Raw genomic sequence first — 14220 nt, 5'->3', positions numbered from 1 at the left:
CTCAACGATGCGCCGGCGCTGGCGACGGATTGCCGAAATAGCGCAGGAATTCCGAATCGGGTTTCAGGATGATGGTGCCCCGGCCATCGCCGAAGGCCTTCCGGTATGCATCCAGGCTGCGGTAGAAAGCGAAGAAATCCGGATCCTGCGCATAGGCTTGCGCATAGATCTGCGCAGCCTGCGCATCGCCTTCGCCCTTGACCTTGTCCGCGGCGCTCTCGGCATTGGTACGAATCACCTGCGCCTGGGCATCGGCATTGACCTTGATCGTCTCGGCCTGCTGCTTGCCGTCGGCGCGGATGGCCGCGGCCTGCTGCTGGCGCTCGGTCTGCATGCGCTTGTAGACCGCGGCCTTGACGTCATCCGGGAATTCGATGCTGGTGATGCGCACGTCCGCCACGGCGATGCCGAGCATCTTCTGCGTTTCCTGGCTGGATTGCCGCAGTGCGCTGGCGAGCAGATCGTCCTGCCTGCCGGAAACCAACTGCTGCAGGGTATGCGCATCTACGGCGCCGCGTAGCGCGTTGCTGACGATGGGACTCAGGCGCTGTCCGGCTTGCAGTTCATCGCCGCCCGTGGCGCGGTAGTAATCGCCGGCATTGGCGACGCGCCACTTCACGTAGAAATCGACGTTGATGCTCTGCTTGTCGGAAGTCGCATAACGTTGCGGCGCCCCGTCGAAGGAGAGAACGCGATCGTCCAGCGTCAACGCCTGCTGCAGCAACGGTACTTTGGCGTGCAATCCGGGTTCGTGGTCAGTGCGCAGGATCCTGCCGAACTGCAGCACGAGCACGCTCTGGCCTTCGCCGACCGTGTAGAAGCTGTTGAAGCCGAGCAAGATGAGCAGAACAAGGATGATGGCGGCAGTAGTCTTCATGGCTGCTTCCCTTTCTCCGCGTCATCTCCGAAGGTGCCGCCCGGCGGAGCGACAGCGCCGACGCCTGGCAGGTTGGCGGTTGGCGGCGCTTCGGCACGGTCACCATCGATATGGATGACGCTGTGTCCGTCCGAGCCATCAATCACCTTGTTGCTGGCGTGCAGGATCTCTTCCATGGTTTCCAGCCACAGCCGGCGACGGGTGACGTCAGGCGCGGCGCGGTATTCCTTGAGGATGAGGTTGAAGCGCTCGGCATCGCCCTGGGCGCGCGCGATGCGCTGGGTCTTATAGGCATCCGCTTCGGCGGCCGCGCGCTTGGCGTCGCTCTCGGCAGCTGGAATCTCCTGGCTGGTGCCGGCATGCGCCTGGTCGACCATGCCCTGGCGGTCCTGGCGCGCGGCGACCACGTCGTCGAAGGCATCCTTCACTTCCGGCGGCGGGGTAATGGACTGGAAGCTCACGTCGGTGACTTGCAGGCCGCAGTCATAGGCATCCAGCGTGTGTTGCAAGTGATCGCGCACCTGTTGCTGCAGGGCGGCCAGGGTCGCCGGGGGACTATTGCCGTCGCCCTGGCCGGTGAGGATATCGTCCATCGGCTGGGCACCGATCACCGTGCGCACTGCGGCCTGCGCCGCTTCGTTGAGGGTGCCATCGGGATCGCGCGTGGTGAAAAGGTATTTCTGCGGGTCGGTGACTTGGTACTGCACGTTGAAGTCGACCGCGACAATGTCTTCGTCGCGAGTCAGCGTGCGGACCTGGTCGGACATGGCACGCACGCGCGAAGTCGCCACCGGCTGCACGGTTTCCACCGGTAGCGGCAGCTTGAGGTGGAAGCCTGCCCCCACGATGCGTGCGTAGGCGCCGAAGCGTTGCACGACACCGACCTGGCCGGTGCCGATCACGACATAGCTGGTCATCAGCAGCCACGCCAGCACGAAGACCACCACGATGGTGAGCAAGCCGCCCGGCCCGCCCAGCTTGCCGAGCCGGCGGAGCCATGGCTTGAGCGCGGCTTCGACCCCCGGCTTGCCGGGACTGCGCTTGTTCTTGTTCCATGGGTCGCGATCGCGTTGCCCGTTGCCGGGTTCGTTCCAAGCCATGGTCAGTCTCCTTGGGGCCGCTGGGAGGCCGGCGATAACGGCCGGAAAACGCTCTGTGCAGGATGGGACATGGTGACGGGTAGTGGGACGTGCAAGCGCCGGAAAGGCGTCGCGCACAAACGGTCGCATTCTATCAGAGACAAACGGCAGGAGGCCGACGCGAGGCGCGCGTGGGTTCTGCCCTCGGAAAGAACGGGTCGGACGCGCGCGACAAGCTTGCGGCAGCGAACGCTCGGAGCAGGCGTTGGCGCAGGCGTCCCTGACCTCGGCTCCCGGCCGCAGTGGGGAAACAAAGTGCGGTGCTACAAGGTCTCGTCGGGACTTCCCAATAGCCCACGCAGCGGTTCCATATCGCCTCCCTGCCCTCCGGCCAGCGGCGCCAGCACGCTACGCGGCGCATCGATGCGCAAACGCCAGCCGTCCTCGTCCACCGATTCCTCGGCGATGGCACCGGCGGCGCGCAGGCGGGCATGCAGGCGTCCTGCCGAAAGCGGCAGGCGCAGCTCGGCTTGTACGCGCTCGCCGCCGAGCAGTTCGCCCAGGGCCTGCCGCAGCAGATCGAGGCCGGCACCGGTAGCCGCCGATAGCCACACCTGGCACGGCATTCCATCGCCATCACGCACGATGCGCGGCTCGCCATTGGCAAGATCGATCTTGTTCATGACATGCAGCTGCGGCACATCGCCAGCGCCGATTTCCTCCAATACCTGGTCCACCACCTGATGCAGCCGCTCGCGCTCTTCGTCTGCCGCATCGCTGACGTGCAGCAGGAGGTCTGCATCGCGCGCCTCGGCCAGCGTGCCGCGGAAGGCGGCCACCAGATCGTGGGGCAATTCGCGGATGAAGCCTACGGTATCGGCCAGCACCGCCGGGCCGCAGCTGAGCTCGTCGAGCTTGCGTACCGTGGGATCGAGCGTGGCAAACAATTGATCGGCGGCGTAGACCTCGCCCTGGGTCAGCACGTTGAACAAGGTGGATTTGCCCGCGTTGGTGTAGCCCACCAAGGCCGCGCGCGGCACCGTGTTGCGCAAACGCGCACGCCGTTGCTGGCTGCGTTGGGTCTGCACCTTGTCCAGTCGCTTGCTGAGCATCTTGACCCGTTCGGCCAGCAATCGCCGGTCGGTTTCGAGCTGGGTTTCGCCCGGGCCACGATTGCCGATGGCGCCGCCGCGCTGGGCATCCAGATGGGTCCAGCCGCGCACCAGGCGCGTGGCCAGGTGCTTGAGCTGGGCCAGTTCCACTTCCATCTTGCCTTCGTTGGAACGGGCACGCTGCGCGAAAATGTCCAGGATCAGGCCCGCGCGGTCGACCACGCGGGTGCTGAGCAGCTTTTCGAGATTGCGCTCCTGCACCGGCGTAAGCAGGTGATCCACCAGCACGAGGTCCGCCTCGAAGGCACGCACGGCCTCGGCGACCTCGTCGGCCTTGCCCGAACCGATGTAATAGCGAGGATTGGGCGCTTCCACGCGCGCAGCAATGCATGCGAGCACTTCGGCACCGGCCGACTTCACCAATTCGATGAATTCTTCCGCCCGCTCGCTCGCGTCGCCTTCCCCCCGCGAGTGCGGCAGGACCAGTACGGCTCGTTCGCCTTTCTTTTGTCTATCGAACAGGGTGGATCAACCTTCGCTTTCAGCTGGCGCGTGTTCAAAGTGGCTTTCGTGGCCGTCATGCCCTTCATGGCCGTTGCCGACACGCACGTTGCGGCTTGGGACCACGGTGGAGATGGCGTGCTTGTATACCATCTGGCTCACCTGGTTGCGCAGCAATACCACGAACTGATCGAACGACTCGATCGTGCCCTGCAGTTTGATGCCGTTGACCAGATAGATGGCGACCGGTACGCGCTCGCGGCGCAATGCGTTCAGAAATGGATCTTGCAAGGATTGCCCTTTTGACATTCTTGTTCTCCCCCTTGTCCATCGGATGGGCCGAAAAAAATCGGCGTCAACGACACCCCGGCCCGAGTTCCCTGGAATGTTAACCGCTTTTAAATCACCGATGAAAGAGTTTTGTCAGCCGTGACAAATAGATAACAAAACCAAGTCACTGGCTTCACACGCATTGCTCAGTTTGGGCCCAGGAATAACTGTACCGCGTCGCTCGAACGCGCCAGGAGTTCGGATCGCTCCGGATCGAGCGCCCGCGCATCCAGTTCGCTGCGCAGCCATGTGATCTGTCTTTTGGCCAATTGGCGGGTGGCGAAAATGCCCCGGTCGCGCAGCTCTGCCGCATCGTAGCGACCATCCAGGTGCTCCCACGCCTGGCGATAGCCCACCGCGCGAAGTGCCGGCAGGTCGGGCTGCAAGTCCCCACGCTGGCGTAGCGCGCGCACTTCCTCGAGCAGGCCGTGCCGCAGCATCTGGTCGAAACGCTGAGCGATGCGATCATGCAAGGGCGCGCGCTGTCCGGGCAGCAACGCCAGTTTCAGTACGCGCCAGGGAAACGGCTTTCCTCGTCCGCCGTGTTGCTGGGCGCTGAGTGGTTGCCCGGTCAGCACAATCACTTCCAACGCACGCTGGATGCGCTGCGCGTCACCGGGCTTGATGCGTTCGGCCGCGGCGGGATCAAGGCCGGCCAGCCGGCGATGCATGCCGTTCCAGCCGATCGCGGCCGCATCTTCCGCCAGTTGCGCACGCAGGCCGGCGTCTGCTTCAGGCAGGCTGGACAAGCCTCGCTGCAAGGCGCGGAAATACAGCCCGGTACCGCCCACCAATAATGGAATGCGTCCGCTCTCGCCGATACGGCGCATGGCGGCTTGCGCATCGGCGGCGAAATCGGCAGCCGAGTAGGGCTCGGCGGGATCGCGAATGTCGATCAGTTCGTGTGGATAGCGAGCCAAGGTGACCGCGTCGGGTTTGGCGGCGCCCACCTCCAGGCCGCGATAGACCAATGCCGAATCGACGCTGATCAGGCCGAGCGGAAACCGCTCGCTCAAGGCGCATGCCAATGCGGTCTTGCCCGACGCGGTCGGGCCCATCAGGAATATGGCGAGCGGGCGACGATCGGCAGGCATCGTCATAGTGTAGTGGTCCATCTTGCTGGCGATGCGGCGCGTGTGCACTGTGCGCCGGCTCGTGCGTTCAAATCCGGAGCCATCGCTGATGAAAACCGTGCCCCTTCCCATGACATCGTCCCTGTCGCTCTCGAAGATAGCCCTTGTTTCGTCCTGCCTGCTGCTTGCCACCGGATGGTTGTGCATCCGCAACGTGGCTGCGCAAACCAGGCCATCCGGAATGGACTTCACCGGCATCTGGCAATTGAATGACAAGCAGAGCGACAGCCCCGCCACTATCACGCGACGCTTGCATGCGCAGATACGACGCGAGCAGGCGCCTTCGTCGCGTCCGGCCGGTGCAAGTTCCAGTGCGGCGCCATCGTCATCATCCAGCCCTTCCGGTGGACATGGCCGCGGCATGGGTGGCATGGGAGGAGGCCACGGCATGGGCGGCGGCGGCAGGCATGGCAGCCATGACGCCAAGGATCAGTCCAGCGGCAACAGTGCACCGCATAAAGACCCTACACCGCCATTACTCGCCGACGATGCGCTGCTGAACATCCAGCAGGACCGCAAAGGCATGCAGGTGGACTTCAACAACACGGATCGGCTCGATACCCGGTTCGACGGCATCACGCGCCAATCGCTCAATGGCAGCGCCCAGGTGCGGACGGAGCTGACCCCGGACGGCATGCAGGTCTCCATGACCTTCGATGATGGCACCCGGCTGGATCAGGCCTGGGTGCGTTCGGCCGATGGCCATCACTTGACCGTGACCGAGACGTGGACCACTGCCAACGTGGAGGAACCGATCGTGTTCCAGCGCAGCTACGACCGGCTGGATCTGTAGAACTTTCGGTCGAACGCGGGCATGGCACGGCAGCGGACTGCGGCACCGCGTTGCAGCGCACTAAGGCATGCGGTGGGCGTGTCGATATAATCGGCGCTTGCTTCCCTTCCCTGCCCGCCCTGGATGTATCCCATGCCGCAAACGATGAAAGCTTTGGTCAAGCGCCACGCCGAGAAAGGCATTTGGATGGAAGAGGTGCCGGTGCCGGAAGTCGGTCCGAACGAGGTGCTGATCAAGCTGGAAAAGACCGCGATCTGCGGCACCGACCTGCACATCTATAAGTGGGACGAGTGGTCCCAGCGCACGATCAAGCCGGGCCTCACGATCGGCCATGAATTTGTCGGTCGCATCGTGGAGATCGGCCCTGGCGTTACCGGCTACAAGATCGGCGACCGCGTTTCCGCCGAAGGCCACATCGTGTGCGGCCATTGCCGCAACTGCCGCGCGGGACGCCAGCACCTGTGCCCGAACACGATTGGCATCGGCGTGAACCGCAATGGCGCTTTCGCCGAGTACATGAGCATGCCGGCCTCCAACCTGTGGCCGATTCCGGACCAGATCCCTTCCGAGCTGGCGGCCTTCTTCGATCCCTACGGCAACGCCGCGCATTGCGCGCTGGAATTCGATCTGGTGGGCGAGGATGTGCTGATTACCGGCGCCGGCCCGATCGGCATCATCGCCGCGGGCATCGCCAAGCATGTGGGCGCGCGCAACGTGGTCGTCACCGACATCAACGATTACCGCCTGAAGCTCGCTGCCGATATGGGCGCCACGCGCGTGGTGAACGTGTCCAACCAGTCGTTGAAGGACGTGATGAAGGATCTGCACATGGAGGGCTTCGACGTGGGCCTGGAAATGAGCGGCAACCAGCGCGCCTTCAACGACATGCTCGATTGCATGTACCACGGCGGCAAGGTCGCGTTGCTGGGGATCCTGCCCAAGGGCGCCGGCATCGATTGGGACAAGGTGATCTTCAAGGGCCTGACCCTGCAAGGCATCTATGGCCGCCGCATGTACGAGACCTGGTACAAGATGACTCAGATGGTGCTGACCGGCTTCCCGCTGCAGAAGGTGCTGACCCATCAAATCCACATCGACGATTTCCAGAAAGGCTTCGATCTGATGGATGCCGGCGTTTGCGGCAAGGTGGTCTGTTCCTGGCATTAACGAAGTCTTTTCATTCGCCTCCTCTCCAGGAGGCGAATGATGGCCTTATGTTGCGATAGGCCTCAAAAGCCCGCTTGGGCCCGCTCCATCGCGCGACGACTGCCTGCCTTTGCCTTTCCGCAGGAGGAAAGGAAGCCGCAAAAAGCCAGGCATGTGCAACGGCCCGCAGGCTGACGAGAGCAAAGCTGCAACGCCCTGCCGACGCGCGCTACACTCCCGCCACGGGCGTGCCGACATGAGTTTCTGGCTTAGGGAAGTGCACGGCGACTGCCGGGCATGGTCGGTCCGCGATGTCACGGGAGCATCGACGGCATGGCAAACCGGAACGCATCACCCAATGCATGGCTGGAAGCCGGACGCGGACACGCGATGGGCTTGTATCGATCCCATCGCCTGCGCATCGCGGCGCTGATCATTCTCATCCTGCTGGTAGTGTTCGGCCTGTTCGGCTTTTTCATAGCGCCGGGCGTGATCAAGAGTCAGCTGGAAAAGCAGCTTGGCGCCCAACTTGATCGTCCGGTAACGATCGGCGCGATCCACGTCAATCCCTACACGCTGCGGATTGCGGTGGACACGTTGCACATCGGCGAACGGGATGGCGCCTCATCTTTCGTGGATGTGGACAGCCTGGTGATAAACGCATCCTGGAGCTCGGTGTTCCGCATGGCTCCGGTGCTGGATGAATTATCGCTGCAGCACCCGCAAATCCATATCACTCGTACCGGGCCGCAGGCCTTCAACTTCACCGACATCGTGCAGCGCTTTGCCAGCAAGCCGGCCGATCCCCAGGCTGCGCCGACCCGTTTCGCACTGTCCAATATCAGCGTGCACAGTGGCGAGATCACCTTCGATGACAAGGTGCAGAACGCCACGCATCGTGTCGACCAGATCGAGCTGGGCATTCCCTTTCTCGCCAATCTGCCGCATGACACGGATATCTTTGTGCAGCCGTTGCTGGCCATGCGGGTGGACGGCAGTCCTTTGCATATCCAGGGCCAGACCAAGCCGTTCGCCAACAGCCATGAATCGGTGATCGGCTTCAGCATGGATCATCTGGACCTGGCGAAATACCTCGCTTACGTGCCCGCACCGTTGCCGGCGAATATCCCTGCCGGCCTGTTGTCCGGCAAGCTGGCTTTGCACTTCATCCAGTCCCGGCCGACCGGGCAATTGCTGCTGCAGGGACAGCTGCAAATCGACAACTTCGCCATGACCACGCATGACAATACGCCGATGCTGGAACTTGGCCATGGCTCGGCCATGCTCACCGACGTGCAGCCGTTGTTGTCGCGCTATCACTTCGGCACGATCGAGCTGGACCAAGCCAGGCTGCATTACGTCAAGCTGGCCGGCGGCATGACTGATTTCGATGCCTTGATGGGCAAGCATCAACCGCCCCCGAAGCCCGGTACGCCGCCGACCGATGCGCAGATTGCCGTGCTGACGCTGCAAAACAGCACGCTCGACTATGCCGATCGCAGCGGCCCCAAGCCTGCGCAAATCGCCCTGGACAACCTGCACGGCACCATTCGCAATCTTTCCACGGTTTCCGTTCAACCAGCAACGATCGATCTCTCCTCCGGGTTGGCTGGGGGCAATCTGCATGCTGCCGGCCAGCTATTCATGAGCGTCAGCCGCTTCAACGGCGAAGTGAGCCTGAGCGGCGTGAACTTAACGCCGCTCGTGGCGATGGCGCCGCCGATGCTCAATGCGCAGGTCGCCAGCGGCACGCTCGATGGCGACGCTCATCTGCAGGTGGACTGGAGCCAGGCGCTGGCGCTGGACATGGATGGCAGCCAACTCGCCGTGAACGATTTCGCGCTGGACCAGCACGGCCGCAAGCCCGTGGCATGGCATGCGTTGAGTACGCAGATCCACCACCTCGACCTGGGCAGCAGCATGGCCCAGCTTGACGATGTGACCCTGCAAGGGTTGAAGATCGACGCACGACGGCTGAAAAACGGCGACATCGATCTTGCCGGCCTGGTGAAATCCTCGCCTGCGCCACATACAGGCAGAAAACCAGCCACATCGTCCGCATGGCACTGGAGTATCGCGCACGTCGGCGTGGACGGCAGCACGTTTGCACTTAGCGATCCCAGCATTCCGGGCAAAGACGGCCGGATCGTGATCAATGCCGACAAATTCGGCATCGACCAGCTTTCCGACGATATGCACAAGCCGGTCAAGCTGGATCTCAGTGGCAGCATCGGCCGCGGAAAATTCCATATCGATGGCAACGTCAGGCCGCGGCCGATGGATGCAAACCTGCGCATCCTCGCCACGCGACTGAACGTGGCACCGTTCGAATCGCTGGCGAAGGTGCCGCTGAACGTGCGCGTGGACAGCGCGCTGCTCAGCGCGAACGGGCGCATGCGCTATCGCGACCACCAGCCCGAGCCGCTGATCGGCTACCAGGGTCGCCTGGTGCTCGGGCGCGTGCATGTGCTGGACAAGGTCACCAGCGATGATTTCCTGCGCTGGAATTCGCTGGCGGCCAGCGGCATGAAAGTACGCATCGGCGAAGGCGCCCCGCAGGTGGATATTGGCAGCCTTGCGCTGGACGATTTCTACGCGCGCGTCATCGTCAACGCAAACGGACGCCTCAACGTGCAGGATGTGGTGACCAATCCCGCCGAGGCACCGGTGTCAGTGACGCGCGCGCAGAACGGTCCGGCGCCCGCAGCAACCGCTCCGCCACCGCCCAGGCTGACGGCTCCCGCGCCCGCTGGCGGCACATCCACCACTGCCGCACTGGCCAACGCCAGCACGGTAGCCGCGCCACCGGCTGACATCCATATCGGGCAGATCACGCTGGCCAACGGCAATCTCAACTACACCGACAATTTCATCAAGCCTAACTACACCGCCAACATCACCCAGCTCGCCGGCAAGATCGGCGCGTTTGGCACGGCCAGCGGCGGCGCACCGGCGGATGTCACGTTGCAGGGCCAGCTGGACGACAATTCGCCGGTGAATATCAACGGCACGATCAATCCGCTGACGCCGGTTGCGTTCCTGGATATCAAGGCGGGCGCGAACGACGTGGAGCTTACCCATCTCACGCCGTATTCCGGCAAATACGCCGGTTACCCGATCACCAAGGGCCGGCTGACCATGGATGTGCATTACCAGCTCGACCAGGGCAAGTTGAATGCCGACAACCACATCGTGCTCAACCAGCTCACCTTTGGCGATCGCATGCAAGGCCCGGGCATCAGCCACCTGCCGGTGAAGCTGGCCGTTGCGCTATTGAAAGACTCCAACGGCAATATCGATATCCACGTCCCGGTTTCAGGCTCGCTCAACGACCCTCACTTCAGTCTCGGCGGCGTGATCTGGCAAGCCTTCGTAAACCTGATCAAGCGCGCGGTCACCGCGCCGTTCCGCCTGCTGGCTTCGGCAATGGGCGGCGGCCAGCAGGACCTTGGCTACGTGGAATTCGCCCCCGGTTCGGACCTGCTCGATAAGCAGGCCGATGACCGGCTCGCGCAGATCGTGACCGTGCTCGACAAGAAACCTTCGCTGAAACTGGACATTACCGGCCGCGCCGATCCCACGGTCGACGAAGCCGGCCTGCGCAAAGTGACGGTCGATGACCTGGTTCAAAAGGAAGAAGCCGATGACATAGGCACTGCGGCGGCCAAGGCTGCGCCAGCGAAGCCCGGCACCGACGACTACAACAAGTACCTGGCCAAGGCGTACAAGCACGACAAATTCAAAAAGCCGCGCGATCTCATCGGATTGACCAAATCGCAGCCGCCGGACGTCATGATCAAGCTGATGGAAACCAACGTAGCGGTGGACCAGGATGCCCTGCGCCACCTCGCCGAACGCCGCGCCGACGCGGTGCGGCAGTATCTGCATGGCAAGATCGATGACAGCCGCGTGTTCGTGCTGGCACCGAAGCTCGATGCCAAAGGCATCGACGACAAAGGCAAGACTACGCGGGATGATTTCGGGCTGCATTGAGTACGGGCCGCGGAGACACCTGGCAGGCCGATGGATGCCGCAGGCGTCTCCGCCGGCATTATTTTGAGTTTTGCGGTTTCCCCCGGCGCCCGAAAAGCCGACAATTGACGCTTTCCCCCACCCGGCATGCCCCATGACTTATTCCGGCCAGGCGCGTTACGCCCAAGAACTCCAATCCATCCGCGAACACGGCCTGTTCAAGGCCGAGCGCATCATCACCTCGCCACAATCGGCCGAAATCGAACTGGAAGGCGGGCGCAAGGTACTGAATTTCTGCGCCAACAATTATCTTGGGCTGGCCGATCATCCCGAGGTGATCCAGGCGGCCAAGCAGGCGCTCGACACGCATGGTTTTGGCATGGCCTCGGTGCGCTTCATCTGCGGCACCCAGGACCTGCATAAGCAGTTGGAAAAGAAAATCGCCGAGTTCTTCGGCACCGAAGACACCATTCTGTATGCCGCCTGCTTCGATGCAAACGGCGGCCTGTACGAGCCATTACTGGGCGAGGAAGACGCGGTCATCTCCGATGCGTTGAACCATGCGTCGATCATCGATGGCATCCGCTTGTGCAAAGCCAAGCGCTTTCGCTACGCCAACTGCGACATGGCCGACCTGGAAGCACAATTGAAAGCCGCCGATGCCGCCGGCGCACGCACCAAGCTGATTACCAGCGACGGCGCTTTTTCGATGGACGGCTTTATCGCGCCGCTGGACCAAATCACCACGCTGGCGGCCAAGTACAACGCACTGGTGCATATCGATGAATGCCATTGCACCGGCTTCCTCGGTCCCCACGGCCGCGGCTCGGCGGAAGTGCACGGCGTGATGGACAAGATCGATATCTTCACCGGCACGCTAGGCAAAGCGCTGGGCGGCGCATTGGGAGGTTTCACGACCGGCCACGCGGAAGTTATCGAGATGCTGCGCCAGCGCTCGCGTCCTTACCTGTTCTCCAACTCGCTGCCGCCGCACGTGGTGGCCGCAGCGATCAAAGTGTTCGACATGCTCGGCTCAGCCGGCGACCTGCGCCAGCGCGTGCAGGAAAATACCCGCTATTTTCGCGAACAGATGACCAAGGCCGGCTTCGATATCAGGCCCGGCGTACATCCGATCGTGCCGGTGATGGTGTACGACGCGAAGAAGGCGCAAGCGATGGCAGCGGCGTTGCTGGAAGAAGGCATCTACGTCACAGGGTTCTTTTATCCGGTGGTGCCGCAAGGGCAGGCTCGCATTCGTACCCAGATGAGCGCGGCGCACACCAGGGCGCATCTGGACCAGGCGATTGCGGCATTTACCAAGGCAGGGCGTTCGCTCGGGATCATTGGCGCATGACGGTGAGGTGGCCCTCTCTTTGTGCAGGGGGCCACGGCAGCGTTATTTAATATATTTCCTCGCTCAGCGCAGGCAGGCGCGCCGTGACGTCGTCTTTTTTCGGTAGCGCCATGACAAGCGGCGGCTCTTCAATGGTTTTGCAGGGAGGCGACTTCTTCTGCGCTCAGATGCCGCCATTGCCCCTTGGCTAGATCGCCAAGGGCAAAGCTGCCGATGGCGATGCGGATCAGGCGCAAGACGCCGATGCCCTGCGCTTCCAGCAAGCGCCGGATATGGCGGTTACGGCCTTCGTCAAGCACGACTTCCAGCCAGGCGTTTTTCTCGCCAGTGCGCAGCACCGAAACCCGCTTCATCGCCAGATGCTCGCCTTGCGCGTTGATGCCCACGATCATCTGCTCCAGCGCAGCCTGGCTTGGGATGCTGTCGATCTGCACGTGGTAAGTCTTGTCCACGTGATAGCGCGGATCGGTGAGCCGCGCAGCCCAGATACTGTCATTACTGAGCAGCAACAACCCTTCGCTGGCCTTGTCGAGGCGTCCAACCGGACCGAGCCATGGCAAGCCCGCTTTAGCCAGCAACGCATAGATTGTGTCGCGACCGCGCTCATCCGCGGCACTGACCACGGTGCCGCGTGGCTTGTTGAGCGCCAGGTACACCCGTTTGCCGGCGGCAACGGCTGCACCGTCTAGGCCGATGCGCTGACGCTCGGGATCGGTTGGCCGTTCTGGGTCCAGCACCACGCGGCCGTCGACGGTGACCCTGCCCTCGCGTACCGCTTTTTCGGCCTGGCTGCGAGAGCACACGCCCATTTTGCTGAGTACGCGGGCCAGGCCAAACCTGGGACTGGTTGGCGCGGAAGCAAAGGGCCTGGTTCGGGATGGGGTCATGAGGTTGGCAAGCCTAACCGTTAGCCAAATGAAAAGCCCGGCATGCGCCGGGCTTTCCGTACAGCTTGCGGTCCGATTACTGCTGGACCTGCAGTTCCGTGCGACGGTTGCGGGCACGGCCGGAGGCCGTCTTGTTGCTGTCGATCGGGTCGTTCTCGCCGTGGCCGATCGGCCCCTCCAGGCGGCTCGCGTCGATCCCGTGTGACGTCAGGTAGTCGTACACGATCTTCGCGCGACGCTCCGACAGTCCCTGGTTGTACTGCGGCGTACCCACGCTGTCGGTGTAACCGGCCACCGTCACGTGCACCTGCGGATAGCGCTTGAGCGTATCCACTGCCTGGTCCAGGATCGCCAGCGAATCGCTGCTCGGCACCGCCAGTGCCGGCTCGATGTTCGTCTCGCCCTTCTTCGGACGGTCGAACTTGAAGTTCACGCCCTTCAGGTCGATCACCACCTTCTGCGGGCAGCCATCCGGGCCCACGATCGTGCCTTCCGGCAGGTCCGGGCACTTGTTGTCGCACAGGTTCACGCCGTTGCGGAACTGCTTGGAGCAGTCCGGCTGCGCCGGCGGCGGCGGCGGAGCGGCCGGAGCAGCAGCGGCCGGCACGGCGCCGATCTTTGCCACCAGGCTGAAGCCCAGGTACCAGTCACCGTAACCGTTGCGCGCCGGCTGGGTCTTGTCGTCCCAGTCGTAGCGGTAAGCCGCTTCCACGCGGAAGTCCGCGCTATCCGTGATCGACTTGGAGATACCCACGCCAGCCTGCGCGGCCGGCGCCCAGCCCTGATCGAACGGGTTGTGGTGGTAGCTGCCCATCACGCCGCCCATCAGGTACGGACGCCATGCGTTCGCATCACCGAAGAAGTAGCGCGCCGACACGCCGTAGTTGTTGTTCGACCACTTGTTGCCCTGGCCGAACACCGCCGAATCGGCATCGCGCTTGGTGCGGTCCACGAACAGTTCAACCGAAACGTTCGGGCTGATGAATTTACCCACCGACAAACCGTAGAAAACTTGGCGGCTGCGCGTGTTGCGGTC

Annotated in this window: 11 protein-coding genes; 4 read left to right on the top strand and 7 right to left on the bottom strand. The window is 63.0% G+C overall.

The features are described 5' to 3' along the window. Window position 1: 1 nt before the first annotated feature. From hflC to miaA, 5 genes are all read right to left on the bottom strand, one after another. Window positions 2–877 carry a protease modulator HflC gene (gene hflC / locus ISP15_RS15685; protein ID WP_404548621.1) on the bottom strand — a complete coding sequence of 292 codons (876 nt, stop codon included), beginning with the start codon at window positions 875–877 and terminating at the stop codon, window positions 2–4. After that, window positions 874–1977: an FtsH protease activity modulator HflK gene (gene hflK / locus ISP15_RS15680; protein ID WP_404548620.1), complete on the bottom strand. Its 1104-nt coding sequence runs from the start codon at window positions 1975–1977 to the stop codon at window positions 874–876. The genes hflC and hflK overlap by 4 nt, the downstream gene beginning before the upstream one ends. A 302-nt stretch (window positions 1978–2279) precedes the next feature. Further along, window positions 2280–3590 (bottom strand): ribosome rescue GTPase HflX, encoded by a 1311-nt coding sequence (gene hflX, locus ISP15_RS15675; RefSeq protein ID WP_404548732.1) that lies wholly within the window; start codon window positions 3588–3590, stop codon window positions 2280–2282. A 6-nt stretch (window positions 3591–3596) separates the two neighbouring features. Beyond that, complete coding sequence (hfq, locus tag ISP15_RS15670) at window positions 3597–3878, bottom strand: RNA chaperone Hfq (protein WP_404548619.1); 282 nt, start codon at window positions 3876–3878, stop codon at window positions 3597–3599. Between the two features lie 167 nt (window positions 3879–4045). Continuing rightward, window positions 4046–4993: a tRNA (adenosine(37)-N6)-dimethylallyltransferase MiaA gene (gene miaA / locus ISP15_RS15665; RefSeq protein WP_404548731.1), complete on the bottom strand. Its 948-nt coding sequence runs from the start codon at window positions 4991–4993 to the stop codon at window positions 4046–4048. 88 nt (window positions 4994–5081) lie between these two features. Between miaA and ISP15_RS15660 the strand changes: the two genes are divergently transcribed. The 4 genes from ISP15_RS15660 (at window position 5082) to kbl (ending at window position 12297) form a co-directional block, all read left to right on the top strand. Then, on the top strand, window positions 5082–5825 hold the full coding sequence (locus ISP15_RS15660; protein ID WP_404548618.1) for a hypothetical protein: 744 nt from the start codon (window positions 5082–5084) through the stop codon (window positions 5823–5825). Window positions 5826–5957: 132 nt separating this feature from the next. Then, window positions 5958–6992: an L-threonine 3-dehydrogenase gene (gene tdh / locus ISP15_RS15655; RefSeq protein ID WP_404548616.1), complete on the top strand. Its 1035-nt coding sequence runs from the start codon at window positions 5958–5960 to the stop codon at window positions 6990–6992. A 312-nt stretch (window positions 6993–7304) separates the two neighbouring features. Next, window positions 7305–10964 carry a DUF748 domain-containing protein gene (locus tag ISP15_RS15650; RefSeq protein WP_404548615.1) on the top strand — a complete coding sequence of 1220 codons (3660 nt, stop codon included), beginning with the start codon at window positions 7305–7307 and terminating at the stop codon, window positions 10962–10964. A gap of 133 nt (window positions 10965–11097) precedes the next feature. Then, on the top strand, window positions 11098–12297 hold the full coding sequence (kbl, locus tag ISP15_RS15645) for a glycine C-acetyltransferase (RefSeq protein ID WP_404548613.1): 1200 nt from the start codon (window positions 11098–11100) through the stop codon (window positions 12295–12297). A 128-nt stretch (window positions 12298–12425) separates the two neighbouring features. Here kbl and ISP15_RS15640 read toward each other — a convergent pair whose 3' ends face one another. Both ISP15_RS15640 and ISP15_RS15635 read right to left on the bottom strand, forming a co-directional pair. Then, a complete protein-coding gene (locus ISP15_RS15640; RefSeq protein WP_404548611.1) occupies window positions 12426–13184 on the bottom strand; it encodes a pseudouridine synthase in 759 nt (252 codons plus the stop codon). Window positions 13185–13260: 76 nt separating this feature from the next. After that, on the bottom strand, window positions 13261–14220 hold a 960-nt coding region (locus ISP15_RS15635), incomplete at its 5' end, for an OmpA family protein (RefSeq protein WP_404548610.1).

Source organism: Dyella jejuensis (assembly GCF_044904675.1).
In the GTDB taxonomy this organism is placed as follows: domain Bacteria; phylum Pseudomonadota; class Gammaproteobacteria; order Xanthomonadales; family Rhodanobacteraceae; genus Dyella_B; species Dyella_B jejuensis.
This window is presented reverse-complemented; position numbering and strand designations above follow the sequence as displayed.

What these genes read in the sequence shown, in the direction of transcription:
- hflC (WP_404548621.1), bottom strand. Translation starts at nt 877, where the DNA reads ATGAAGACTACTGCCGCCATCATCCTTGTTCTGCTCATCTTGCTCGGC.
- hflK (WP_404548620.1), bottom strand. Translation starts at nt 1,977, where the DNA reads ATGGCTTGGAACGAACCCGGCAACGGGCAACGCGATCGCGACCCATGG.
- hfq (WP_404548619.1), bottom strand. Translation starts at nt 3,878, where the DNA reads ATGTCAAAAGGGCAATCCTTGCAAGATCCATTTCTGAACGCATTGCGC.
- miaA (WP_404548731.1), bottom strand. Translation starts at nt 4,993, where the DNA reads ATGCCTGCCGATCGTCGCCCGCTCGCCATATTCCTGATGGGCCCGACC.
- ISP15_RS15660 (WP_404548618.1), top strand. Translation starts at nt 5,082, where the DNA reads ATGAAAACCGTGCCCCTTCCCATGACATCGTCCCTGTCGCTCTCGAAG.
- tdh (WP_404548616.1), top strand. Translation starts at nt 5,958, where the DNA reads ATGCCGCAAACGATGAAAGCTTTGGTCAAGCGCCACGCCGAGAAAGGC.
- ISP15_RS15650 (WP_404548615.1), top strand. Translation starts at nt 7,305, where the DNA reads ATGGCAAACCGGAACGCATCACCCAATGCATGGCTGGAAGCCGGACGC.
- kbl (WP_404548613.1), top strand. Translation starts at nt 11,098, where the DNA reads ATGACTTATTCCGGCCAGGCGCGTTACGCCCAAGAACTCCAATCCATC.
- ISP15_RS15640 (WP_404548611.1), bottom strand. Translation starts at nt 13,184, where the DNA reads ATGACCCCATCCCGAACCAGGCCCTTTGCTTCCGCGCCAACCAGTCCC.